Annotated in this window: 22 protein-coding genes; 9 read left to right on the top strand and 13 right to left on the bottom strand. The window is 73.7% G+C overall.

From position 1 onward, the window contains the following. Positions 1 to 2 precede the first annotated feature (2 nt). From K8Z49_RS02340 to K8Z49_RS02330, 3 genes are all read left to right on the top strand, one after another. On the top strand, positions 3 to 1715 hold the full coding sequence (locus K8Z49_RS02340) for an ATP-binding protein (RefSeq protein ID WP_412517521.1): 1713 nt from the start codon (positions 3 to 5) through the stop codon (positions 1713 to 1715). Beyond that, positions 1712 to 3304 (top strand): fused response regulator/phosphatase, encoded by a 1593-nt coding sequence (locus K8Z49_RS02335; RefSeq protein WP_021598373.1) that lies wholly within the window; start codon positions 1712 to 1714, stop codon positions 3302 to 3304. Before K8Z49_RS02340 ends, K8Z49_RS02335 begins: the two co-directional genes overlap by 4 nt. Positions 3305 to 3412: 108 nt before the next feature. After that, complete coding sequence (locus tag K8Z49_RS02330) at positions 3413 to 4549, top strand: hypothetical protein (protein WP_021598374.1); 1137 nt, start codon at positions 3413 to 3415, stop codon at positions 4547 to 4549. A 7-nt stretch (positions 4550 to 4556) separates the two neighbouring features. Here the strand turns inward: K8Z49_RS02330 and K8Z49_RS02325 are convergent, their stop codons facing one another. From K8Z49_RS02325 to K8Z49_RS02290, 8 genes are read right to left on the bottom strand one after another with little or no spacing between them, the layout of a single operon-like run. Then, positions 4557 to 6560 (bottom strand): ATP-binding SpoIIE family protein phosphatase, encoded by a 2004-nt coding sequence (locus K8Z49_RS02325; RefSeq protein WP_033332034.1) that lies wholly within the window; start codon positions 6558 to 6560, stop codon positions 4557 to 4559. A 60-nt stretch (positions 6561 to 6620) separates the two neighbouring features. Continuing rightward, complete coding sequence (locus tag K8Z49_RS02320) at positions 6621 to 7394, bottom strand: SDR family oxidoreductase (protein ID WP_412517520.1); 774 nt, start codon at positions 7392 to 7394, stop codon at positions 6621 to 6623. Positions 7395 to 7428: 34 nt separating this feature from the next. Further along, positions 7429 to 8289: a spermidine synthase gene (locus K8Z49_RS02315; RefSeq protein WP_021598377.1), complete on the bottom strand. Its 861-nt coding sequence runs from the start codon at positions 8287 to 8289 to the stop codon at positions 7429 to 7431. A 43-nt stretch (positions 8290 to 8332) separates the two neighbouring features. Continuing rightward, complete coding sequence (locus tag K8Z49_RS02310; RefSeq protein WP_021598378.1) at positions 8333 to 9352, bottom strand: ABC transporter ATP-binding protein; 1020 nt, start codon at positions 9350 to 9352, stop codon at positions 8333 to 8335. Next, positions 9336 to 10370, bottom strand: coding sequence for an ABC transporter ATP-binding protein (locus K8Z49_RS02305; protein ID WP_075024467.1), 1035 nt, complete (start codon positions 10368 to 10370; stop codon positions 9336 to 9338). Before K8Z49_RS02305 ends, K8Z49_RS02310 begins: the two co-directional genes overlap by 17 nt. Before the next feature lie 8 nt (positions 10371 to 10378). After that, complete coding sequence (locus K8Z49_RS02300) at positions 10379 to 11341, bottom strand: ABC transporter permease (RefSeq protein WP_024935487.1); 963 nt, start codon at positions 11339 to 11341, stop codon at positions 10379 to 10381. Positions 11342 to 11348: 7 nt separating this feature from the next. After that, on the bottom strand, positions 11349 to 12275 hold the full coding sequence (locus tag K8Z49_RS02295; protein ID WP_021599633.1) for an ABC transporter permease: 927 nt from the start codon (positions 12273 to 12275) through the stop codon (positions 11349 to 11351). 6 nt (positions 12276 to 12281) lie between these two features. Beyond that, positions 12282 to 13901, bottom strand: coding sequence for a peptide ABC transporter substrate-binding protein (locus K8Z49_RS02290; RefSeq protein WP_412517519.1), 1620 nt, complete (start codon positions 13899 to 13901; stop codon positions 12282 to 12284). Between the two features lie 217 nt (positions 13902 to 14118). On the opposite strand from K8Z49_RS02290, the gene K8Z49_RS02285 reads away from it, so the two are divergent. Then, positions 14119 to 15450 carry a M20/M25/M40 family metallo-hydrolase gene (locus K8Z49_RS02285; RefSeq protein ID WP_412520973.1) on the top strand — a complete coding sequence of 444 codons (1332 nt, stop codon included), beginning with the start codon at positions 14119 to 14121 and terminating at the stop codon, positions 15448 to 15450. On the opposite strand, the gene K8Z49_RS02280 is transcribed toward K8Z49_RS02285, so the two are convergent. After that, complete coding sequence (locus tag K8Z49_RS02280; RefSeq protein ID WP_021599636.1) at positions 15447 to 15659, bottom strand: DUF5988 family protein; 213 nt, start codon at positions 15657 to 15659, stop codon at positions 15447 to 15449. The two genes, K8Z49_RS02285 and K8Z49_RS02280, sit on opposite strands and share 4 nt — an antisense overlap. Before the next feature lie 107 nt (positions 15660 to 15766). Here K8Z49_RS02280 and K8Z49_RS02275 point away from each other — a divergent pair, with 107 nt between their 5' ends. The 3 genes from K8Z49_RS02275 to K8Z49_RS02265 all read left to right on the top strand — a co-directional run bounded on the left by K8Z49_RS02275 (position 15767) and on the right by K8Z49_RS02265 (position 18505). Beyond that, positions 15767 to 16669 (top strand): hypothetical protein, encoded by a 903-nt coding sequence (locus K8Z49_RS02275; RefSeq protein ID WP_024935490.1) that lies wholly within the window; start codon positions 15767 to 15769, stop codon positions 16667 to 16669. An 83-nt stretch (positions 16670 to 16752) separates the two neighbouring features. Then, positions 16753 to 17790, top strand: a complete 1038-nt coding sequence (locus K8Z49_RS02270) for an MBL fold metallo-hydrolase (RefSeq protein ID WP_412517518.1) — start codon at positions 16753 to 16755, stop codon at positions 17788 to 17790. A gap of 76 nt (positions 17791 to 17866) precedes the next feature. Then, entirely contained in the window at positions 17867 to 18505 is a 639-nt protein-coding gene (locus tag K8Z49_RS02265) for a pyridoxamine 5'-phosphate oxidase family protein (RefSeq protein WP_021596406.1), read from the top strand. A gap of 61 nt (positions 18506 to 18566) precedes the next feature. Here K8Z49_RS02265 and K8Z49_RS02260 read toward each other — a convergent pair whose 3' ends face one another. Next, on the bottom strand, positions 18567 to 18824 hold the full coding sequence (locus tag K8Z49_RS02260) for a DUF5302 domain-containing protein (RefSeq protein ID WP_235206434.1): 258 nt from the start codon (positions 18822 to 18824) through the stop codon (positions 18567 to 18569). A 74-nt stretch (positions 18825 to 18898) separates the two neighbouring features. Here K8Z49_RS02260 and K8Z49_RS02255 point away from each other — a divergent pair, with 74 nt between their 5' ends. Continuing rightward, entirely contained in the window at positions 18899 to 20302 is a 1404-nt protein-coding gene (locus K8Z49_RS02255; RefSeq protein WP_412517517.1) for a cytochrome P450, read from the top strand. 20 nt (positions 20303 to 20322) lie between these two features. Here K8Z49_RS02255 and K8Z49_RS02250 read toward each other — a convergent pair whose 3' ends face one another. Beyond that, entirely contained in the window at positions 20323 to 20664 is a 342-nt protein-coding gene (locus K8Z49_RS02250; protein ID WP_024935491.1) for a DUF7668 domain-containing protein, read from the bottom strand. Between the two features lie 99 nt (positions 20665 to 20763). On the opposite strand from K8Z49_RS02250, the gene K8Z49_RS02245 reads away from it, so the two are divergent. Continuing rightward, complete coding sequence (locus K8Z49_RS02245) at positions 20764 to 21171, top strand: DUF2795 domain-containing protein (RefSeq protein WP_021596410.1); 408 nt, start codon at positions 20764 to 20766, stop codon at positions 21169 to 21171. Here the strand turns inward: K8Z49_RS02245 and K8Z49_RS02240 are convergent. Together K8Z49_RS02240 and K8Z49_RS02235 are read right to left on the bottom strand one after the other, a co-directional pair. Beyond that, positions 21165 to 23117, bottom strand: a complete 1953-nt coding sequence (locus K8Z49_RS02240) for an aconitate hydratase (protein ID WP_021596411.1) — start codon at positions 23115 to 23117, stop codon at positions 21165 to 21167. The two genes, K8Z49_RS02245 and K8Z49_RS02240, sit on opposite strands and share 7 nt — an antisense overlap. Then, complete coding sequence (locus K8Z49_RS02235) at positions 23114 to 24688, bottom strand: FAD-dependent monooxygenase (protein WP_412517516.1); 1575 nt, start codon at positions 24686 to 24688, stop codon at positions 23114 to 23116. Before K8Z49_RS02235 ends, K8Z49_RS02240 begins: the two co-directional genes overlap by 4 nt. Positions 24689 to 24768 lie beyond the last annotated feature (80 nt).

Raw genomic sequence — 24768 nt, 5'->3', positions numbered from 1 at the left:
GCATGGCCGGCGACCTGCTCCGCATGGAGATCGTGGACGAGCACGGCGTGTTCGCCGTCCGCCAGGCCGGCCGGCACGTCGCCGCCGCGGTCGGCCTCGACCACCAGGACCAGGTCCGGGTCGCCACCGCGCTCAGCGAGGCCGGGCGGCAGCTGTACGCGTCCGCCGGGAGGGTGTCCGTCGCGTTCCGCCTCGACGACGGCGGGCGGCCCGGCCTGGTGATCGAACTCGATCTCGGGCGGGCCCGGCCGGACCGCCCGCCGGAGTCGCTGAACGCGGCGGCCCGCCTGATGACCCTGGTCGAGGAGGACCGGACCGGCGACCGCGACCGGATCCGGCTGCGCAAGGACCTGCCCACCGGCGCCGCTCCGATGGCCGACGAGGACGTGGCCGCCCTGCGGGTCCGGCTCCGCCGGCTCCGGCCCGCCACCGCCCTTGAGGAGCTCAGGACGCAGAACGCCGAACTCCTCGCCGCGCTGGAGGAGCTGCGGAACCTCAACGCCGAGCTGGAGGCGACCAACCACGGCGTGATGGCCCTCTACAACGAGATCTCCGAGGAGCTGGAGGAGACCAACAGCGGCGTGGTGGCGCTGCACGCCGAGCTGGAGGAGAAGTCCGACCAGCTGCGGAGGGCGGTCGAGGTGAAGAACCGCTTCTGGGCCAACATCAGCCACGAGCTGCGCACCCCCGTGAACGGCATCATCGGCCTGTCCCGGCTGCTCCTGGACCCCGCCGCCGAACCGGTCACCCCGGAGCAGCGCCAGCAGATCATCCTGATCGGGGAGACCGGCGGCACCCTGCTCACGCTGGTCGACGAGCTGCTCGACATGGCGAAGGCCGAGCAGGGCAGGCTGGAGCCGCGGCCCGCGCCGGTGAACGTCCCGGCGCTGCTGAAGCACCTGGCGGAGCTGATGGGCCCGATGGCCGAGCAGGCCGGGCTCACGCTCTCCGTGGACGTGTCCCGCGCGCCCCCCGTCATCGTGACCGACCGGGAGATGCTCTCCCGCATCCTGCGGAACCTGGTGGGCAACGGGCTGAAGTTCACGGCGGAAGGGGAGGTCCGCCTCGCCGCCGGAGCGACGTCCCGGCACACCGAGTTCGTCGTCACCGACACCGGCGTGGGCATCCCGCCCGACGAGCAGGAGCGGGTCTTCGAGGAGTTCTACCAGGCGCCGGGCGGCACGGCGCGGGGAACCGGGCTCGGCCTGCCCTACGCCCGCCACCTCGCCACCGCGCTCGGCGGCGAGCTCCTCCTGGAGAGCACCGAGGGCGAGGGCACGACGGTGACGCTGCGGCTGCCGCCCTACCGGCCGCTGGCCGAGCTCGGCCTCGGCCACGTGCTGATCGCCGATGACGACGACGCGACCCGCCGGCTCCTGCGCGGCCTGGTGGAGGAGGCCGCGGAACGGGTCAGCGAGGCCGCCGACGGCCGTGCCGCGCTCGCCGCCGTCGCCGCCGATCCGCCCGGCCTCGTCCTGCTGGACCTGCGCATGCCCGGAGTGGACGGCGTCGACGTCCTCGCCGAACTCCCCCCGGAGCCGCCGGTCGTGCTGGTCACCTCGGCGGACGTGACGGTTTCGGACGACCCGCGGCTGGCCCGCGCGGGCGCGGTGCTGGCCAAGGACAGGATCGGCCCGGAGACGCTCGCCGACGCGGTGCGCGCCGCCCTGGCCGATGGCACCGCCCGCCCCCGCGACGCCGGAGGGCCGGCATGACCGGCTCGCCCGCGTGCACGACGCTGGTGGTCGACGACAACGACACCAAGCGGTACATCATCGGCAGCTGGCTGCGCCGCGCCGGGCACGTCGTGGTGGAGGCCGCGTCCGCGGCGGAGACCTGGCGGCGGCTCGCCGAGCACGAGATCGAGCTGGTGGTGCTGGACGTGCGGCTGCCGGACATGAGCGGCATCGAGGTCTGCGAGCGGATCAAGTCCGCACCGCGGACGGGGTCGCTGCCCGTGATCCACATCTCGGCGCACGCCGTGGACATCGCGGACCGCGTCCACGGGCTGCGCCGGGGCGCCGACGCCTACATGACCGACCCGATCGACCCCGGCGAGTTCCTCGCGACCGTGGAGGCGGTGCTGCGCTACTACCGGGCGCTGCACCGGGCCGAGCGGATGGCCTCCCGGCTGGCGGCCTTCACCCGCACGTCCCTGCGGATCAACGCCGCCGGGTCCTTCGAGGAGCTCGCCGCGGTCGCGGTCCACGGCGCCCACACGATCTTCGGGACGCCGGCCGCGGTGTTCACCCAGCCGCTGGAGGGCAGACCGGTGCGGACCGTGGAGCGCGGCGGCGGGCCGGAGTACCGCGACCATCCGTCCGGCCTGCTGCCCCGGCTGGTCGGCATGACGGGGCTCGCGGACGACACCGGGACCGAGGTCAGGCGGGTGCCCGCGCACGCGTGGCGGGAGCTGCTGCCCGACACGGTGGTGGAGGGGGACGCCGTGATCGCGGTCTCGCGGCTCAAGGCGGACCGGCCGGCCGCCGCGATCGTGATCGACGCCCGCGGCGTCCCGGAGAAGGGCGACACCGAACTGCTCCGCCAGCTCGGCCAGACCCTGGCCCTCGCGATGGAGGCGCTCAGGTCCTACACCGAGGAGCACACGGTCTCGCTCACCATCCAGCGCAGCCTCCTCCCCGCGGCGACCCCGCCGGTGCCCGGCTGGGCCTTCGCCGTCCGGTACGCGCCCGCCGGCGACCAGGCGGAGGTCGGCGGCGACTTCTACGAGGTCCTCGACCGCGGCGACCGGGTCCTGGTGGCCATCGGGGACGTGCAGGGCCACTCGCTGCTCGCCGCGACGGTGATGGCGGAGATCCGGCACGCGCTGCGGGCCTTCGCCGCCGAAGGCCACGACGCCGTCACGATCCTGCGGCTGCTGAACGACGTGATGGAGCGCTACCACGGCGACCAGACCGCGACGATGTGCCTGCTGACGCTGGATCCCCGCACGGGCGCCGCGCAGGTCGCCAACGCCGGGCACATCCCGCCGCTGCACATCTCGGGCGGCCGGGCCCGCTACGGCTCGGGCGGCGGCGTGCTGCTCGGGTTCCCCGTGGAGGACGTGGCGGTCGAGGAGACCGTGGTGCCGCCGGGCGGCATCGTCATGCTGCTCACCGACGGGCTGATCGAGGACCGCGGCATCCCGCTGGGCGACAACCTGGAGCGGCTGCGGGCCGTCGCCGGCCGCGCGGAGGACGACCTCGAACGGTTCAGCGACCGCGTGCTCGCCGAGTTCGGGCACCGCGAGGACGACGTCGCGATGATCGTGCTCCGCCGCGACGGGGCCCGCGGCGCCGCCTGACACCACACCGCCTGACACCACACCGCCTGACACCACACCGCCTGACACCACACCGTGCCGCCCGCTCCCCTACGATGCGGCGGAGGACGGCGAGGGGGTCGGCGACGGATGCGAGGCGGCAGGGGGCTCTGCGCGGGCATCGCGGCGGGAATCGTCCTCACCCTGGCGGCCGACGTCGGCGTCATCGTGCACGACCGGGCGGACGGCGGGCCGGCCAAGGCCGGAAACCTCGTCTCGGTGGACCAGGCGCCGCGGACGCCCACCGTCGCGCCGCTCACCCGCCGGTACACGCCGCACCTGCTCGTGGCGGGCCCGTCCTCCTTACCGCCCCAGGCGGTCGAGCGGGCGAGGCGGCTCGACGGCGTCGCCGGGGTCACGGTCGTGGACGCCGCGCGGGCGCAGGTCGGCGGGCGCCGCATGGGGCTGCTCGGCGTCGACCCGTCGGGGTTCCGGGCGTTCGCCCCCGGGCCCACCGCCGAGTCCGACCAGCTGTGGCAGACCATCGCCCTGGGCGGCCTGGCCGTCTCGTTCGAGCACGGCCGGGACGCGCTGCCGCTGGGCTCGGTCGTCACCGCGGGCCGCAGCACGAGCCCGGGGCGGGTCCGCGTCGGCGCCTACGCGTCGATGGGCATCGGCGACATCGACGCGGTCGTGTCGCGCCGGCAGGCCCGCGCGCTCGGCATGCCGGACGGGAACGGCCTCGTCGTCAGCGCCCCGAAGGCCGACACCGCGAAGCTGGCGAAGCGGCTGCGGCGGATCCTTCCGCGCGGCACGAGGGTGGCGGCGCTGGCGACGCCGAAGACCCCGGCCGGCTCCGGGAAGCGGAAGAACCGGCCGCAGGTCACGGGGCGTCCGGACGGGGCGTCCGGCGACCGCACGCCCATCACCGGCAACATGATGACCCCCACGATGCGGACCGTCCTGCTGGAGATCGCCGGCATGTTCGGCCCGTTCCCGGTGATCGGCTGCCACCGCTCCACCGGCGACCCGCAGGACCACGGCGACGGCCGCGCCTGCGACTTCATGGAGAGCACCGGCGGCCGGATGCCGAGCGCGGGCGCCCAGCGGCACGGCGACCAGGTCGCCGCGTACGCCGTGGCCAACGCGCGCCGGCTCGGGATCTCCTACGTCATCTGGAAGCAGCGGATCTGGAACGTCCGCGGCGGCGGCTGGCGGCCGATGGAGGACCGCGGCAGCATCACCCAGAACCACTACGACCACGTGCACATCTCGGTGCTGCGCTAGGGACCGGTCACGGCAGTTCCTGCTCGCACCAGACCACCTTGCCGCCCTTGGTGCGGCGGACGCCCCAGCGCTGCGCCAGCCGCCCCACCACGTGCAGGCCGCGACCCGACTCGCTCGCGTCGTCCTCCTCCTCGTCGTGGTGGCGGATGCGGGGCCGCCCGTCCGAGGAGTCGAACACCTCGCAGACCAGCCCGCCCTCCCGCACCAGCCGCAGCACGATCCGGCCGCCCGCGTGCCGGATCGCGTTGGTGACCAGCTCGGACGCCAGCAGCGTGGTCGTGTAGGCCATGTCCTCCAGGCCCCAGCGGGCCAGCCGGTCGCGGATCAGGCCGCGGGCGCGGCGGACGGCGGCGGGCTCGGCCGGCAGCTCCCAGGAGGCGTGCCGGTCGGCGGGGATGCGCGCCAGCCGCGCCACGAGCATCGCGATGTCGTCGCGGTGCTGGTCGTCGTAGACGCCGTCGAGCGCCGCCTGGCACAGGTCCTCCAGTGGCCGCGCCGCGGCGCCCGGGCCGAAGGTCGCCTGCAGCCGGGCGAGCCCGTCGTCGATGTCGCGGGCCCGGTTCTCCACCAGGCCGTCGGTGTAGAGGAACAGCAGCGTGCCGTCCTCGACGGTGAACTCGCGGCTGACGATCGGGCCCTCGCCCCCGACGCCGAGCGGCGGCGCGGGCGGCACCGGCAGGTACTCCGAGTCGGCGCCGGGCGGGACGAGCAGCGGCGGCAGGTGCCCGGCGCTGGCGACCTCGCACCGGCCGCTGACCGCGTCGTAGACGACGTAGGCGCAGGTGGCGAAGTGCGGTTCGCGCTCGCCGAGCGTCTCCATCAGCCAGTCGAGCCGCTCCAGCGCCTCGGCGGGCGGCAGCTCCAGGCCGGCGAGGGTGTGGATCGCGGTGCGGAGCCGGCCCATGGTGACGGCGGCCTTCACGCCGTGCCCGGCCACGTCCCCGACCACGAGGGCGACCCGGCCGCCGGGCAGCGCGATCGACTCGTACCAGTCGCCGCCGACCTCGATGAGGCGGCTACCTGGCAGGTACCGGTGGTGCACCTCGACCGGCGACGGAGCCGACAGCCCGGTCGGGAGCAGGCTGCGCTGCAGGGTCAGCGCCGTCGCGCGCTCCCGCGAGTACTGCCGGGCGCTCTCGATGAAGATGGACGCCCGGTTGGCGAACTCCATCCCGATCTCGACGTCGTAGGCGTCGAACGGCCGGTGCGCGGCGTTGCGCGTGCACACGAAGAAGCCGAGGACACCCGCCGCCGACGCGATCGGCAGCAGCAGCATCGAGGCGCCCTTGAGCAGCTCGGCGACGGGAGGCCGCCGCCACGCGGCGGCGAGCCTGGCCGCGCCCTCGCCGCCGAGGGCGCGCAGCACCGGCTCGCCCGACTGCAGGCACAGCACGTGCGGGGTGCCCTCCGGGTAGACGAGGGACTCCCCCGTCGGGAAGGTCGCGTCCCAGGCCGGATCCTCGTCGTCGAACCCGATCGCCATCCGGCGCAGCTGCGGGCCGTCCGGGCCCTCCGGCGGCTCGTCGGCGTCGATATGGCTCTCCAGGAGCATCAGCGCGCCGGAATTGCAGAAATGCGGGACGAGGACGTCCATCAGGCCGCGGGCCAGCATTTCCAGGTCGAGCGTCGAGCCGATCCGCGGCAGCGCGTCGTCCAGCAGTGCCCGCCGGATGACCGCCGGGTCGACGAAACGGTCCGCGAGCGGCACCGGCACCCGGACGACGGCGAGCGCGACGACGTCGGGCGCGCCGCCGTTCATCGGGTGGACCGTTACGACCGCGTCGAGCGACCCGCCCGCGGGGTTCTCCACGGCGAGCATGGCGGTGCGCTCCCGCCTGGCCTTCAGCGCCTCCAGCAGCGGCTCCCGGGCGCCGGGGATGACCTCGTCCAGGTGCGCACCCAGCAGGTCGTCCGGATCCGGGCGCAGCACGGCGGCGGCATTGCGGTCGAACTGAAGAATTCTCCCCGACGAGTCCATGCCGAGAATGAGAATTCGGGTGGACGACTCCATCGCTCGATTATGGGACATGGCGCGGCCGGATGAGGCCGATACGGGAGGGGAATCCGCCCGTTACCGATGCGTGCGGGTCTCGTCCAGGAACTGCCTCCAGGTCCGCTTCCCCACCGCCCGGTCCGGAGTCAGATGGAGGCCTTCCCGGAATCCGCGCGCGGCCTTCCCCGGCAGCGGCAGCGGCAGCCGCACGGGCTTGCGCAGGCCGCGAGCCGCCAGGTAGTCCCGCATCATCTCCTCGGCGGTGAGCACCTCCGGGCCACCCATGTCATCCACCCGCCTCGCGGGACCGGCGGCCAGCGCGAGTTCGGTGAGGCGCTCGGCGACCTCTCCGACGTCGATCGGCTGGTCGCGCAGGTTCCTGGGCAGCGCCACCACCCCGGGGATCTTGGTGAGAACGGTGAAGACCATGTCCGGGAGCGTGTGGAACTGGGTGGTGCGCAGGATCGTGTACGGCAGGCCGGAGTCCTCGACGAGCCTCTCCACCGCGTGCTTGGTCCGGTAGTAGCTGTAGGGGATCTTGTCGACGCCGACGATCGAGATGTAGATCAGGTGCGGCGCGCCCTGCCTGCGCGCGGCCTCGACCAGCCTGCGCGTGGCCGCCAGGTCCCGTTTGGTGTGGAACGGGTCGCTGGCGCAGTGCACGATCGTCTCCACGCCCTCGAGCGCGGCGTCGATGCCCTCGCCCTTCCACAGGTCGCCCTTGTGCCAGGTCACGCCTGCCTCGGGTTCCCGCGCGCGGCGGCTCAGCCCGTGCACGTCCGCGCCCGCCTCGGCGAGCAGCCGGGTGACCGGCGTGCCGAGCGTGCCGCTCGCTCCGGTGACGAGAATCATCGTTTCCTCCATCTCAACGTGGCGCCGCCGCGGGTCAGGGCCTCCCGAAGACCTGCGGCGGCGGGACGGGCGTGACGATCTCCTCGCCGTCGCGCAGCGGCGCGGCGCCCGCGCAGAAGGCGGCGAGGTCGCCGCCCTCCAGCAGCCGCGCCCGGACGATGCCGCCCGCCGCGCGGCGGGTCAGCTCCGCCACCGGGAGCGGCTCGCGCGACGCGGCGACGATCAGGTTGCCGAAGCGGCGGCCCCGCAGCACGCCGGGATCGCCCATCAGCAGCGTGTGCCGGAACACCGAGCGGACCGTCGCGGTCACCCGCCGGGCGAACGGCAGCCGGAAGCCGTCTGCGACGTTGGCCAGGTAGACGCCGGCTGGACGCAGCACCCGCGCCGCGTCCAGGACGAACTCGCGGGTCGCGAGCTCCGGCGGCATCGACGCCCCGGCGAACGCGTCCATCACCACGAGGTCGTCGGCCTCGTCCGCGAGCGCCGCGACCCCGGTGCGCCCGTCGGTGACGCGGATCCGCAGGCCGGGGACGCCCTTGACCGGCAGCTGCTCCCGGACGAGCTGCACCAACTCCGCGTCCGGCTCCAGCACGATCTGCCTGGAGCCGGGCCGCGTCGCGGCGATGTAGCGGGGCAGCGTGCATCCCGCGCCGCCGATGTGGACCGCGTCGAACGCCTCGCCGTCCGGCCCGAGGGAGTCGACCACGTCGCCCATCAGCCGCATGTACTCGAAGTCGAGGTAGGTCGGGTCGGCCAGGTTCACGTACGACTGCGGCACGCCGTCGACGAGGAGCATCCAGCCGCCGTCGCGGTCGGCGTCCCGCAGGAGCTCGGCCTCCCCGCCGTCGATCTCGTAGGTTCGCGCCCGGGGTCCGTGCCTGCCCTTGCGTGCCATGGCCTCCACCCTACGGACCGCGCGACGCGCGGCCCGCCGTACCTCACGTCCGTTCCGTCAGCGTGACCTCCGCCGCGAAATGGCACGCGCTGGGATGGGCGGAACCGTCCCGCGCCCGGAGCGCGGGCTCCTCCTCCGCGCAGACGTCCCGCGCCTTCCAGCACCGGGTCCGGAACCGGCAGCCGGACGGCGGGTCCATCGGCGACGGCGGCTCCCCCTCCAGCCGGATCTGGTCCGTCCAGACGGCCGCGTCCGGGTCGGGCACCGGCACCGCCGACAGCAGCGCCTGCGTGTACGGGTGGGTCGGGTGCTCGTAGATCTGCTCCTCGTCGCCGGTCTCGACGACCCTGCCCAGGTACATGACGGCGATCCGGTCGGAGATGTGGCGGACGGCGGCGAGGTCGTGCGCGATGAACACGTAGGCCAGGCCGAGCTCGCGCTGCAGCTCGGCGAGGAGGTTCATCACCTGCGCCTGGACCGAGACGTCCAGGGCCGACACCGGCTCGTCGCACACGATGACGTCGGGCCGCAGCGCCAGGGCGCGGGCGATCCCGACGCGCTGCCGCTGCCCGCCGGAGAACTGGTGCGGGTACCGGTTGACGTGGCCGGGGTCGAGGCCGACCAGCTCCAGCAGTTCCTGGACGCGCCGGCGCCGCTCGCCCTTCGGCGCGGCCTCCGGGTGGATCGCGAACGGCTCGCCGACGATGTCGCCGACCGTCATGCGCGGGTTGAGGGACGAGTACGGGTCCTGCATCACCATCTGGATGCGGCGGCGCAGCGCCCGCAGCTCGGGCCTCGGAAGCGCGAAGACGTCGCGACCCTCGAAGCGGACCGTCCCGGCCGTCGGGCGCTCGGCGGCGAGCAGCAGTTTCGCCAGCGTCGACTTGCCGCAGCCGGACTCCCCGACGACGCCGAGGGTCTCGCCGCGGCGCAGCTCCAGGTCGACGCCGTCCACGGCCTTGACGTGCCCGACCGCCCGCTTGAGCACGATGCCGCGAGTCACCGGGTAGTGCTTGACGAGCCCCTCCACCTGGAGGATCGGCTGCTCACTCTGCTCCGGCACCGTGCACCTCCGCGGCGAAGTGGCAGGCGGCGTCGTGCCCGGGCGCGACCGTCACGAGCGGCGGCGCCTCGGCGGCGCAGACCGCCTCGGCGCGGGGGCAGCGCGGCTGGAACGGGCAGCCGGGCGGGAGCGCGGCCGGGTTCGGCGGCGAGCCCTTGATCGGCACGAGCGCCGCGTCCCGCCGGTCGAGCCGCGGCACCGAGGCCAGCAGCCCCCGGGTGTAGGGGTGGGCGGGCCGCGCGTACAGCTCGCGGGCGGGCGCCTGCTCGGCGACCGACCCGGCGTACATGACGACGATCCGGTCCGCGACGCCGGCGACCACGCCGAGGTCGTGGGTGATCAGCACCATGCCCATGCGCAGCTCGTCCTGGAGCGTGGCGAGCAGCCGCATGATCTGCGCCTGCACGGTCACGTCGAGCGCGGTGGTCGGCTCGTCGGCGATCAGCACGTCCGGGTCCAGGGCCAGCGCCATCGCGATCATGATGCGCTGGCGCATGCCGCCGGAGAACTGGTGCGGGTAGTCGCCGAGCCGCTCGGCGGCGGACGGGATCCGGACCCGCTCCATCAGCTCGACGGCCTTGTCCCGGGCCGCGCGGCGGCCGAGCCCGCGGTGCACCCGGTACATCTCGCGGAGCTGGTCGCCGACCGTGAAGACGGGGTTCAGCGCGGTCAGCGCGTCCTGGAAGATCATCGAGATGCGGTCGCCGCGGTAGGCGCGGCGGCGCTTCTCGGGCAGGCCGAGCAGTTCCTCGCCGCGCAGCTTCACCGACCCGCGCTCGATCCGGGCGGGCGGGACGTCGAGGATGCCCATCACGGCCTGCGCCGCGACGCTCTTGCCCGACCCCGACTCGCCGAGGATCGCGAGCGTCTCCCCTTCGGCGAGCGTGTACGACAGGCCGTTCACGGCGTGGACGTCCTGGTCGCGCACGCGGAACCGCACGTGCAGGTCGTCGACCTCCAGCAGCGGCGCCCCCGGCCGGGGCGCCGGTACCGGGTCGTCCTTCAGTTCCGTGCTCATGTCTCCGATCACCGCAGCTTCGGGTCGAGGGCGTCGCGGACGGCGTCGCCGAGCATCAGGAAGCTCAGCACCGTGGCCGACAGGAACGCCGCGGGGAAGATCAGCAGGTGCGGATGGTCGATGAAGGAGTCCTTCGCCTGGTTGAGCTGCAGGCCCCAGGAGACCTCCGGGTACTGCAGGCCGACGCCGAGGAAGTCCAGCGTCGCCTCGCCCACGATCACATGGCCGACGTTGAGGGTGGCGATCACGATCACCGGGGCGATCGCGTTCGGCAGGATGTGCCGCGTCATGATCCGCCGGTCGGACGCGCCGAGCAGCCGCGCCGCCTGCACGTAGTCGGCGTCGCGGACGGAGATGACCTGGCCGCGCATGATGCGGATCATGGTCGTCCAGCCGAGCAGCACCAGCACCAGCGTCATCGCGCCGACGCCGTGCCCGGGGAAGGCGACGAGGATGACCGTGCCGCCCAGCACGAACGGCAGCCCGAAGAACACGTCGGTGAGCCGGGCGATCAGTGCGTCGACGGCGCCGCCGTAGTAACCCGCGAGCAATCCGAACACGAGCGCGATCAGCAGCGCGAACAGCGTGACCGCGACGCCGATCAGCAGGGTCGGGCGGGCGCCGTGCACGACGTGCGCGTAGTAGTCGCAGCCCGCGAGGTCGGTGCCGAACCAGTGGTCGCCGGACGGGCCGAGCTTGGCCATGTTCGGGTCGCATCCCTTGTTGGCCTCGGTGGCCGTGAACAGCCGTGGCAACGCGGCCATCGCCGCCACCACGGCGAGGATCACCATCGAGCCCCAGAAGATCCAGCGGCGCCGCAGGTCGCGCCAGGCGTCGTCCCACAGCGAGGCCCTGCCGATCTCGCCGCCCGCGACCGCGACGGCCGCGGCGCCGGTGCCCGGGGCCCCCGCGCCCGCGGCGGGCGCGGGCTCGGCGCCCGGCGGCCCGGCGTCCGGCTCCTTGATCGTCATGTTCTCCTCACTCGTACCTGATCCGCGGGTCCAGCACCCCGTACAGCAGGTCCACGATCAGGTTGACCAGCAAGAAGATCAGCACGAGCACTGTGACCGCGCCGACCACCACGGGGCCCTCCTTGAGCTGGATCGAGGTGAACACCTGCTGCCCGATGCCGGGCAGGTTGAAGATGCCCTCGGTCACGATCGCGCCGCCCATCAGGTTGCCGAAGTCGACGCCCAGATAGGTCACCACCGGGATCAGGGAGTTGCGCAGGGCGTGCCGCCCGACGACCCGGGCCCGGGACAGCCCCTTGGCGTTGGCGGTGCGGACGTAGTCGGCCCGCAGATTCTCCGCGAGGCTCGTCCGGGTCAGCCGCGCCACGTACGACAGGCCGAGCGAGCCCAGGACGAGGCCGGGCAGCAGGTAGCTCATCGGCCACCCGTCGTCCGTCCCGGCCGTCGGGAAGATCTTCCAGTGCAGGCCGAACAGGATCTGCGCGAGGTAGCCGAGCACGAACACCGGGACCGCGATCACCAGGGTCGTCCCGCCGAGGACGAGGGTGTCGGCGAACCTGCCGCGCCGCAGGCCCGCCCACACACCGAGCATGATCCCTATGCCCAGTTCGAAGAGCCAGGCGGTGACCGCGAGCTGCGCGGTCACCGCCCAGCGCCCGCTGAGCATCTCCGACACGCTCTGGCCGGTGTAGTTCTCGCCCAGGTCGCCCTGGACGAGGCCCCACATGTACTTCGCGTACTGCACCAGCAGCGGGTCGTTCAGGTTGTACCGGTCCCGGAGCGTCTGCAGGACGTTCTCCGGAACCGGCTTGTCCCCGGCGAGCGCCTGGATCGGATCGCCCGGCAGCGCGAACACCATCGCGTAGATGAACAGCGTGGTGCCGATGAAGACCGGGACCGCCTGCAGGAGCCGCCGGAGGACGTAGCGCCACATCGCCGGCTACTTCACCGTCACTTCGGTGGCGACCAGCCCCGTCGCGTACGGGGTGATCTTGACATTGTCCACCTTCTCCGACCGGCCGCCCTGGCCCACCCATGTCCACAGCGGGATCATCGGCATCTCACGGATGGCGATGTCCTCGGCCTGGTGGTAGAACTTCAGGGCCTCCTGCTGGTCGGACGTCCGGTTGCCCTTGGCGATGAGCTCGTCGAACTCCTCGTTCTCCCAGCCCATGCGGTTGGCGTCCGAGCGCCACATGTTCTCCAGGTAGTTCTGCGCGCTCGGGTAGTCGGCCTCCCAGTTCTGCCGGTACGGGCCCTTTTCCTCGCGCGCCCTCAGCATGGAGAAGTAGTCGGAGGCGGGGACCTGCCGGAACTCGATCTTCTGGATGCCGAGGTTGTCTCGCAGAGAGTTCGCGACGATCCTCATCCACTGCGCGTACGTCGGCTGCGCATTGGAGAAGTACAGCTCCAGCGTCCCCTCGAAGCCGCCCGACTTTTCGTACAGCTCCTTGGCCTTGGCCGGGTTGTAGGTGCACAGCTCGCCGCAGGCGCCCTGGCGGTACCCGGAGATGATCGGCGGGAGCAGGGAGTCGGCGGGGATGTAGTCGCCGTTGTAGACCGCCTTGTTGATGCCCTCGCGGTCGATGGCCATGGAGAACGCCCTGCGCAGGTCGGCGTTGGCGAAGCGCTTGTCGAACAGCGGGAAGCCGAGGTAGTCGATGGTGCCCATCTTGCGCGGCAGGAACCGGTCGCCCAGCAGCCGCTTGGCCTCGGGCACCTTCCCGGCCGGGATGGTCTGGAGGACGTCGATCCGGCCGGCCCGGAGGTCGGTGTAGGCGGTGTCCGCGCTGGAATAGCTCTTCCAGGTCACGCCCTTGTTCTTAGGCTTGCGTGGCCCGGTGTAGCCCTCGAACGCGACCAGCTTGATCTGCTTGTTGCGTTCCCACTTGCCCTCGATCTTGTACGGGCCGTTGCCGATCGGCTGGTCGTCGAACCCCTTGAGGTCCTTGAGCCCCGCCTTCGGCATCGGCGCGTACGCCGGATAGGTGAGCAGCTGCGGGAACTGGTTGAACGGGTCGTTCAGCGTGACCTTGAGCGTGTTCTGGTCGACGACCTCGAGCCCGGACAGCTTGTCCGCCTCCGGCTTGGCGTCCTCGTCCTCGGGGTTCATCTCCTCGTACCCCTTGATGTACGAGAAGTAGTCGTTGGCGCCCATCGCGTTCGGCCCGTATGCGGCGTTGTTCCACGCGTCCGCGAAGCTCTGCGCGGTCACCGGCTCGCCGTTGTGGAACTTCTGCCCCGGCCTGACCTTGATCGTCCACACCTTCTGGTCGTCCGAGGTGACCGACTCCGCGGCCAGCGGGACGGCCTTGCCGTCCTCGGTGAGCGTCACCAGGTTGTCGAACAGCTCGGTGATCACGTCGAAGGAGTAGCTGCTCGTGGTGTTGGCCGGCACCAGGTGATCGGGCTCGCTGTGGCCCACGGTGAAGGCGCCGTCGCCCGCACCGGCGTCGTCGCCGCCGCAGGCCGACAGGCCGAGCGACGCGGCCAGCGCCACCGCGGCGAGCCCCGCCACCTTCACGCGGACGCCCCTTCCGGCACCCCTCAGGCTGGTCATGCTCCTCCTCGGCCCCGTTGCTTCGTCGCGCGGGCGCTTGGCCGCCCGCCGCCACCTAGATTGCTGGCAGCGTCGTCCTCACGTTGACGGTTTGGGTACGCCGCTGACGGAGTCGAAACCGGATCGAGACGTTTTTGATCATTCATTGACACAGGTCAGCGCGGGAGCAAAATGAAGGTTCGTTGCGGAAGGGGCTGATGGGGTGGAGTTGCGCGAGATGCCGGACGGGGCGGCGGCGGACCGGGCGGGGACCGACCGGGCGGGGGCGGAGGCGGCGGCGATCTGCGCCGACCTGATCCGGTTCGACACCACGAACCGCGGGGAGGGCGTGGCGCAACCGGAACGGCCGGCCGCCGAGCACGTCGCCGCGCTGCTGGACGAGGCCGGCGTGGCGGCCGAGATCGTCGAGTCGGCGCCGGGCCGCGCGAGCGTGCTCGCCCGCGTCGCCGGGACCGACCCGTCCCATCCCGCGTTCCTGATCCACGGGCACCTGGACGTGGTGCCCGCCGACCCGGCGGACTGGACCGTCCCGCCGTTCTCCGGCGAGGTCCGCGACGGGTGCGTGTGGGGGCGCGGCGCCGTCGACATGAAGGGCAGCCTCGCGATGACGCTCGCGGCCGTCCGGCGGCGGATGCGGGAGGGCCGGCGCACCCGCGGCGACCTGGTCCTGGCGTTCCTGGCCGACGAGGAGTGCACCGGCGACCACGGTTCCCGGTACGTGGCGCGCGAGCACCGGGAGCTCTTCGAGGGCTGCGCGGAGGCGATCAGCGAGTCCGGCGGGTTCAGCGTGGACGCGGGCGGCACGCGCGTCTACCCGATCGCGACCGGCGAGCGCGGCACCACCTGGATGAAGCTGACCGCGCGCGGCACCGCCGGGCACGGCTCCAAGCCGGCACCCGACAACGCGGTCGCGGAGCTCGCGCACGCCGTGTCGCGGCTGGCCGCGTACGAGTGGCCCGTCCGGCTGACGCCGGGCGTGCGGGCGCTGCTGGACGGGCTCGCGGACGCACTCGGCACCACCATCGACCACGACCGCCTCGACGCCGAGGCCGCGCGGCTCGGCCGTGCCGGGCAGCTGTTCGCCGGGACGATCCGCAACTCGGCGAACCCGACCCGCCTGGACGCCGGCTACAAGGTCAACGTCGTGCCCGGCACGGCGACCGCGCAGGTCGACGGCCGCTACCTGCCCAGCACGGGCGAGGAGTTCCTTGCCACGATCGACCGGCTGCTCGGCCCGAAGGTCACCCGCGAGTTCATCAACTACGAGGAGGCCCCGGCGGCCGACCCGGCGGGCGCGACGTTCGCCGCGCTCGCCGGGTCGCTCCGCGCCGAGGACCCGCTCGCCCGTCCCGTCCCGTACGTGATGGCGGGCGGCACCGACGCCAAGTCGTTCCACCGGATCGGCATCACGAGCTTCGGGTTCGCGCCGCTGCTGCTCGGGCCGGAGCTCGACTACTTCGGGATGTTCCACGGTGTGGACGAGCGGGTGCCGCTGGACGGGCTGGCCTTCGGCACCCGCGTGCTGGACCGGTTCCTCGACACCCGCTAGAGGGAGCCGGGGGCGCTCGTGCGCCCGGACCAGCGGAACACCGGGAGCCTGCCCTCCGGGGTGTCCCGGTGCCGGGACGTCGCCCTGAAGTGCTCGTATCCGCCGCGGAAGGGGAGCCTCAGCTCGGCGCCGGGCGGGGTGATCCCGACGATCCGGTGCGGCAGGTCCGCGGGACCGCCTTCCAGGAAGGCCTTCAACGAGGTGTCCATGAGCGGATGGTCACATGCCGGGAACGTTCCGCCAATGCTCCGCGGGGACGTATCGCCCTATCATCGCGTCCGAGATCACCGGGACGCCGGGCGGGTAGAGACCAGGCGTGGACTTCTCCAGCGCGACCGGCGAGCTCTACGGCGTCCCGCCCGCCGAGTTCGTGGAAAGGCGGAAGCGCCTGGCCCAGGAGGCGAAGGCGGACGGCGACGCGGCGCTCGCGAAGCGGATCGGGGGGCTGCGGCGGCCGACGCTGTCGGCCTGGGCGGTGAACCTCCTGGCGCGCTCGGCGCCCGGGGAGCTCGACGACCTGCTGGACGTCGGCGAGGAGATGCGCGCGGCCTGGTCCTCCGGCCGCGGCGTCGGAGACCTGGAGCAGCGCCGGGCCGGGCTGGTGCGGGCGCTGGTGCGCCGCGCCGCGGACCTCGCGGCCGAGGCGGGCGGCCCGCTGCGGGAGCAGGCGGTCCGCGAGGTGGAGGACACCCTCCAGGCCGCGACGGTGGACGCCGGCGTCGCCGAGGAGGTGCGCGCCGGACGTCTCCCGCAGCCGCGCAGCCACACCGGCTTCGTCCCGGCCGGGTTCCCGATGGCGCCGGCGGAGAAGCGGGAGCGTCCCGAGCCGAAGCCCGAGGAGAGGCCCGAGGAGAAGCCCGCCCGGCGCCCCAGGGAGAAGAAGGAGCCCGAGCGGGCGAGGTCGAACGTCACCCGGACGAGCGCGGCGCGGGCGAAGCGGGCCGAGACGCTGCGCAAGCGCGCCGAGCAGGCCGAGCGGAAGCTGGCCGAGCGGGCGGAGCGCGCCGACGCCGCCCGGCGCGAGGTCGAGGAGGCGTCCGCGGAGGTGGGCCGGCTCCGGCACGAGCTGGACCGGGCGATCGCCGAGCGGGACGCCGCGTCCCGGCGGGCCGGGCGCGCCGAGCAGAACCGGGCCCGCGCCGAGGAGGCGGCGCGGGAGGCGCGCGAGGCCGCCGCCGACGCCCGGCGGGTCGCCGACCGTGACGCACGCCACGGCTGACCTCGGCACCCGCCGGTCAGGCGGTCGGACGGGATGAAGTACCTTCGTTTTCGAACGTGATTCGATTTCGGAGGGGGCCTGCGGTGACGGCACCGGTCGTGGAGCAGCCGACTGACTGGACCGAACCGGGCGCTCACCAGGTGGCCCCGGGGGTGCACCGGGTCCCCCTGGAGCTGCCGATCCCGTCGCTGCACGCCGTCAACGTGTACGTCATCGAGGACCCCGAGGGCCTCGTCGTCGTGGACTCGGGCTGGGCCATGCCCGACTCGCGCGCCGCGCTCGAACGCGCCCTCGCCACGCTCGGCCACCGGCTGGACGACGTCGCGCAGTTCCTCGTCACCCACGCCCACTGGGACCACTACTCGCAGGCCCTCGCCCTGCGGGAGTCCTTCGGGACGCGGGTGCGGATCGGGCGCGGCGAGCAGCCGTCGATCGAGGCGTTCGACCGGCGGCTCGGGCTGCACCCCCGGCAGGTCGAGCTGCTCCGCCGGTGCGGCGCGCACGAGCTCGCCGACGAGATCGCGGGCAAGCCGGTGGACCGGTCCGAACGCGACGTCCCGCACACGATGCCGGACGCGTGGCTGGACGACGGCCAGCGGCTCACCCTGGCCGAGCGGGGCCTGGACGTCTTCGCGACGCCGGGGCACACGCGCGGGCACATCGTCCTGCGGGACGCCGGCGCCGGGCTGCTGTTCGCGGGCGACCACATCCTGCCCCACATCACGCCGTCCATCGGGCTGGAGACCGAGCCCGAGCCGAAGCCGCTGCGCAGCTACCTGGAGTCCCTGCGGCTGGTCCGCGGGATGCCCGACACGCTGCTGCTGCCGGCGCACGGTCCCGTGACGCCGAGCGTGCACACCCGGGTCGACCAGTTGCTGGAGCACCACGCCGAGCGGCTGGAGATCGCGGCGGCGCAGGTCCGCGCCGGCCGCGGCACCGCGTTCGAGGTGGCGGCCGCCATGCCGTGGACGCGCCGCCGGCGCAGCCTCGACGACCTGGACGCGTTCAGCCGGATGCTGGCCGTCCTGGAGATCGACGCGCACCTGGACGTCCTCACGGACCAGGGCGTGCTGGAGGCCCACGAGGCGGCCGGGGTCCGCAGCTACGCCGTCCGGCGCTGACGCACCGCGGGCAGGGCGCCGGAGGACGCCCGAGTTACGATGATCGTCGGTTCCCCCGGGTGGAAGGAGGGGCGCGATGACGGTCGCCCCCGAGTTCACAGCGATCACGTCCGCGCAGGAGCTGCGCGAGCTTCTCGGCGTGCCGATGCGGCGCGCGGTCGACAAGGAGCGCGTCGCGCTGCACGACTGGGACCGGGAGTGGCTCGCCAACTCCCCGTTCTGCCTGATCTCCACCAGCGACGCCGACGGCAACTGCGACGTCTCCCCCAAGGGCGACCCACCCGGCTTCGTCCACGTCATCGACGACACGACGATCGCGATCCCGGACCGTCCGGGCAACCGCCGCGCCGACGGATTCCTCAACGTGCTCGGCAACCCGCACGTCGGGCTGATCTTCCTCATCCCGGGGCGCGGGGAGACGCTGCGGATCAACGGGCGGGCCACGCTCGTCCGGGACGCGCCGTTCTTCGACGCGATGGTCGTCAAGGGGCACCGGCCCGCGCTCGCGCTGGTCGTGGAGATCGAGCAGATCTTCTTCCACTGCGCGAAGGCGCTGATGCGCTCGAAGCTGTGGAAGCCGGAGTCGTGGGAGCCGGGGGCCCTGCCGCCGCACGCCCGCATCGTCAAGGACGTCCAGTACACCGAGGAGTCGCTGGACCAGCTCGAACAGCACTACACCGAGGCGAACTACTCCAAACTGCTGTACAAGGGCTGACCCCCGCGCCTTCCACGCGGGGGTCGTCGGTCACAGCGGGGTCGGGGGCGCTCCGGCCCCGTCAGCCGCTCTTGCGGCGGAACTGGCGCTGGTGATCGGCCCGGTCGTGCGTACCGCGCACCTTCGAGCCGCTCCTGCCGCCGCCACCGGTGTTCTTGCCCGCCGCTCCGCGCTTGCGCTCCAGGGCCTCCCGGAACCTGCGCTTCACGTCGTCCTCGCCCTCGTCGGGCTCTCCTGCCGAGTCGGCCATGCGGACCTCCAGCTCTCGTTCGGGCACACCTAGCGTCACATACCCCGCGTGGACCGCGGACTCGTGCACCCCCACAAGATCATCGTGGGAGATTCCAGCATAAACCGGCCGCAGACGAATGATCTCTCCTAGGGTCTGTGCACGTGGATCCGCAGACACCCCACGCAGAGCCCCTCCCCGCCCACCCGCCGCTGGAGTCGCTGGCCGTCCAGCCGCTGCTGAACCGCGACTACGAGGCCCGGCCCGCGGTGTTCTTCGAGCGGCTCCGCGCGGAGTACGGGCCCGTCGCGCCGGTGGACGTCCTCGGCGTCCCGGCCTGGCTCGTCATCGGGTACGCGCAGACGCTCGACATCCTGCGCGACACGCGCGGCGTCTGGAGCAGGCGGGTCGGCTCCTGGCGCGCCTACCGGGACGGCGCGGTACCGGCGGACTGGCCGATGCTGCCGGTCGTCGAGTCGGACAACTGCGGGTTCCGCGACGGCGCCGAGTCCACCCGGCTGCGCGGCGCCTGGAGCGAGGGCCTGCGGCCGTTCCAGGACCGGACGCGGCCCGAGGCGAAGGCGCTGGAGCAGGCCGTCCGGCGGTACGCCGACGAGCTGATCACGGTGCTCTCGGAGAACGGCGGCCCGTCCGGCTGGGCGGACCTGTCGGCGCAGTACGCGCGGCCCCTGCCGCTGATGGTCATCGGGCGGCTGCTCGGCTCCGGGGCGGACAGCGGCGACGAGCTGATCATCGACCTGTGGCGGGTGATGGACGCCGGCCCGGGCGCGCAGGAGGCGTCCGAGCGGCTGACCGCCCGGGTCGCGGACCTGTGCGCGGCGCGGATCGCGGCCCCCGGCGACGACCTGCCGTCCGCCATGCTGGCCGCCGTGCCGGACCTGACCGCCGACGAGCTGACCGCCGAGATGGCCATGATGACCGGCCTCGTCGGCGACGTGACCGGGACGCTGATCTGCAACACCATCACCGAGGTGCTCATCGGCGACACCGGCGCCCGCGACAGCCTGTCGGCCGGCCTGCTCCAGGAGGCGATCAACCGCGCGGCGGCCGCCAACCCGCCGATGGCGAACATGGCGTTCCGCTGGGCCAGGACGGACGTGCGCCTCGGCCGGTTCCAGATCGCGGCCGGCGACCCGGTGATGGTGTCGCCCGCCGCCGCGCACCTGGACCCGGCGTTCACCGCGTCCACCACGCCCGACTCGATCTACAGCTCGCGCGCGCACCTGGCGTGGGGCGCCGGGCCGCACGCCTGCCTCGGCCGCGACCTCGCCACCACGATCATCACCATCGCGGTGGAGCGGCTGTTCGACCGGTTCGCCACGCTGCGGCTCGCGCTGCCCGAGGACCAGCTCCCGTGGCGGTCGTCGCCGATCATGCGCGGCCTGCGGTCCCTGCCGGTCACCTACGAGCTGGCCGAGGCGCCGGCGCGGCCCGCCCCCGCGCCCGCCGAGCCGGAAGAGGACGCCGAGCAGGACCCGCCGGCCGGGGCCGGGCCGAACTCGCTGGTGCGGCGCGTGCTGCGGCTGATGCGCATCCCGCAGTCCTGACCGGCCACCGCGGGCCGGGGTCAGGGGCCGATGCCGTCCAGGTCCGCGGCCCACACGCCGGCCATGATCTCGGTGACGGTGAGGCGCAGCGTCAGCGCGGAGCGGCCGTCCCGCGCCGTCCACAGCGGGAAGGCCACGTGGAAGGCGCGCCCGCCGGCGGAGACCTGCTCGGCGCCGGTCACCTCCAGCTCGCCGAAGGCCTCCTCCGGCGGGCTGAGCAGGTCGTGCCCGGCGAGCGCGGCGGCCATGTCGGACGCGCTGAGCCGGCGTCCCTCGGTCAGCGTCTCGAGTTCCTCGTAGTCGCCCCGGACGAGCAGCGCGACCACGACCCTGACGGCGTTCACGCCCTCCTCCGGCAGCATGCGCCACACCGTACCGCGCCCCCGCCGCGAGATCGCCCGCATGTTTGGGCACGCCCGCCCGGGAACGATCGACGGGTACGCGCGCAGGGAGGACGCACGATGCCAGACAAGAGCGACAAGCACGGCGCGAAACTGGACGAGGAGATCGACCGCGAGACCCGGGGCATGGTCAGCGGCGGGCATCCCACGCACGCCGAGGAGTTCAAGGAGACCGAGCCCTTCTCCGACGATCCGCCCGCGGACCCGGACACGGCCGCCGCCGACGCGCGGGAGGGGTCCCCGCCCGGCATGAGCGCGCAGGACGTCGAGTCCCGCAGCGCGCTCGCGCGGATGCTCACCGGCGTCCGCTACCCGGCCCGCCAGAACGAGCTGGTCCGGCACGCGGCCGAGGCCGACGCGTCCGGCGAGCTGATCGAGCGGCTGCGCGGGCTGCCGAGGCGCGAGTACGAGAACGTCGCCGACGTGGCCGAGGAACTCGGCTACGGCAGGGAGGAGCGGCGCTACTGACCGGCCGCGCGTGCGCGGTGCAGCGGGATCTGGCCGCCGGCGGCGACCAGGTCCCGCTGCCGTGCGGACAGCCGGTGCCGCGCCCGGTACGTCTCACCCCTGGTGAGGTTGCGGACCTCGATCTCCGTTCCGGCCTCCAGCGCGCGCCGGACGCCCTCGACGCGCAGCACGTCGCCCTGGCCGATCCGGTCGTGGTCGGAGCCGTCGGCGAACTCCAGCGGCAGGATCCCGAAGTTGACGAGGTTCTGCCAGTGGATCCGCGCGTACCCGCGCGCCAGGACGAGCCGGAGCCCGAGATGACGGGGCGCGATCGCGGCGTGCTCGCGTGACGAGCCCTGCCCGTAGTTGCGGCCGCCGACCACGGCGTGCGGCCCGGCCTCCCGGGCCCGCCCGGGGTAGCCCTCGTCGATCCGGACGAACGCGAAGTCCGCGAGCCTGGCGATGTCGCTGCGGTACGGCAGCGCCCGCGCGCCCGCCATCAGGATCTCGTCGGTCGACACGTCGTCCCCGACCTTGATGACGACGGGGACCTCGACGATGTCGGGAAGCGGGTCGAGGTCGGGCAGCACGCCGATGCTGGGCGCCTTCTCCAGGGCGGCGCGGCGGGCCTCGTCCTCGGGCGGCGGGCCGTCGAGCATCGCGCGGTCGACGCTGGACCGCGCCGGGAGCCGGACGGCGGGCGGGTCCATGTCCAGGTCGCGGGGGTCGGTGATGCGGCCGGTGAGCGCCGCGGCGGCCGCGGTCTCGGGCGAGCACAGCCAGACGAGGTCGTCCTCGGTGCCGGACCGCCCGGGGAAGTTGCGCGGGAACGTCCGGAGGCTGTTGCGGCCGATCGCGGGCGCCTGCCCCATCCCGATGCAGCCGAGGCAGCCGGCCTGGTGGATGCGGGCGCCCGCCTGGAGGAGGTCGGCCGTCGCGCCCATCCGGGTGAGGTCTACGAGGATCTGCCGGGACGTCGGGTTGACGTCCAGCGAGACCCGCGGATGCACCTGGCTCCCCCTCACGATCGCCGCCACGGACGCGAAGTCGCGCAGCCCGGGGTTCGCCGACGACCCGACGACGACCTGGTGGACCTCCTCGCCCGCGACCTCGCGCACCGGCACCACGTCGCCGGGCGAGCCGGGCCGGGCGATCAGCGGCTCCAGTTCCGCCAGGTCGATCTCCTCGGTGACGTCGTAGGAGGCGCCCGGGTCGGCGACGATCTCGGTGAAGTCGTCCTCGCGGCCCTCCGCGCGCAGGAACTCCAGGACCCGCTCGTCGGACGGGAACACCGTCGTCGTGGCGCCGAGCTCGGCGCCCATGTTGGCGATGACGTGCCGGTCCATCGCGGTCAGCGAGGCGAGGCCCGGCCCGTGGTACTCGATGATCCGGTTGACGCCGCCGCGGACCCCGTGCCGCCGCAGCATCTCCAGGATGACGTCCTTGGCGCTCAGCCACGGCGCGAGCCGGCCGGTCAGCCGGACGCCCCAGATCTCCGGCATCGTGACGTGCAGCGGCTCGCCGGCCATCGCCATCGCGGTCTCCAGCCCGCCGACGCCGATCGCGAGCATGCCGAGCGAGCCCGCCGCGCACGTGTGGGAGTCGGAGCCGGCCAACGTCGCCCCGGGCACGCCGAACCGCTGCATGTGCGTCGGGTGGGACACGCCGTTGCCGGCCTTGGAGAACCAGAGCCCGTAGCGGCGGCTCGCGGACCGCAGGAAGATGTGGTCGGCCATGTTGCGCTCGTCGGCCTGAAGGAGGTTGTGGTCGACGTACTGCACCGACACGTCCGTACGTACCCGGTCCAGGTCGAGGGCTTCCAGTTCCAGCATCACGAGCGTGCCGGTCGCGTCCTGGGTGAGGGTCTGGTCGACGCGGATCCCGATCTCGCCGCCCGGCGTCATCTCCCCGCTCACCAGGTGCGAGGCGATCAGCTTCCCGGCCACGCCGAGGGCTCCCCCGGTCACCGGGTCCTCCCGTCCTGGGGCAGGTCGTCCCCGGGGACGCTCTCGGCCGGGCGCGGGTCGTGGGCGGGGTGGTCGGCGGGCCGCCCGCACCAGTGGTCCAGCGCGTCCCTGATCGCCGCGGCCCGCCGGTCCGGCGCGGTCTCGTCGGTCGCCCACGCGACGTACCCGTCCGGGCGGACCAGCGCCGTCGTCCGGGTCGCGCCGCCCGCCGTCACGCAGTGCACGCGCCCGGCCCACCGCCGGGTCGCCAGGTAGGTGACGGCCGGGTCGTTCGCCGCGACGACCAGGACGAACCGCCCATCGCCGAGCAGCCCGTAGAGCCGTCCCGGTTCGCCCGCCAGCGGGACGTCCGGGGCCCGCCTGCCGGCGAGGCGGTGGGACCCGCGCGGAGCCGGGTAGGCGATGTCGATGCCGGAGACCGCGCCGGCCATCCGCCGGGCGACGGGCCGGGCGTGGGTCGCCGCCCACGCCGCCGCGCCGCGCGCCGTCCGCAGCCACCACGGCTCGGCCAGCGCGAACCGCAGCAGCAGGCCGCTGCCCCGCAGGACCTGCCGGCCGACCGGGTACCGCTCCTCGTGGTAGCTGTCGAGCAGCCATGACGGCGCCCGGCCCCGCAGTTCGGCCGCGAGCTTCCACCCGAGGTTCGCCGCGTCCTGGATCCCGGTGTTCATGCCCTGCCCGCCCGCCGGGGAGTGGACGTGCGCGGCGTCCCCGGCGAGGAACACCCGGCCCACCCGGTACCTCGGGACCTGCCGCTCGTCGCTGTGGAACCGCGACGTCCAGCGCGGGTCGCGCGGGCCGAGGTCGGTGCCGAGCGCGCGGCGCGCCACCTCCCGCAGTTCGTCCATGTCGACGGGCTCGGAGTCGGGTGCCTGGTGCCGGCGGTTCCACGCGATCACCCGGTACCAGCCGTCGCCGAACGGGGCGAGGAACGCGAACGCGTCCCCGGTCGCGCCGACGGTCAGGACGCCGGCGGGCGCCTCGTCCAGCCGGACGTCCGCGAGCATCACCGACCGCACCACCGCCCGGCCGGGAAACGGGAGCCCGAGCGCCCGCCGCACGGTGCTGCGGACCCCGTCGGCGCCGACGACGTACGAGGCACGCCGGGTCCGCGTCGTCCCGTCCGCGGTACGGACGTCGACGTCGACGCCGGCCGCGTCCTGGCGGAGCCCGGTGGCCTCGGCCCCGTACACGATCTCCGCGCCGGCGGCCAGCGCCCGTTCCGTGAGGACGCGCTCCGTCTCGTACTGCGGTGTGACCAGGACGTACGGGAAGCGCCCCGGCAGACGCGACAGGTCGAGGCCGGTCGCGCCGAGCAGCCGCAGGGTCGCGACCCGCCGGCCCGTCCCGATCAGCTCCTCCGCGACGCCGCGGGCGTCCAGCATCTCCAGGGTGCGGGCGTGCACGGCGAACGCCCGGGTCAGGTTGCTCGCCTGCTCCTCGCGGCGCTCCAGCACCGTGCACGCGATCCCGGCCGCGGCCAGGTCGCCGGCCAGCAGGAGGCCCGTCGGGCCCGCCCCCACGATCAGCACGTTCCCGTCCGGTCTTCCGGCGGGCCTCCCGGTGGGCATCCCGATCCCCTCTCGCTCGGCGGCCGGCACTCGGCGGCCGCGCAGGGAACACTTCCCACGAACCGGCGGCCATCACCTCA

Source organism: Actinomadura madurae (genome assembly GCF_047130825.1).
Taxonomy (GTDB): Bacteria; Actinomycetota; Actinomycetes; order Streptosporangiales; family Streptosporangiaceae; genus Spirillospora; species Spirillospora madurae.
This window is presented reverse-complemented; position numbering and strand designations above follow the sequence as displayed.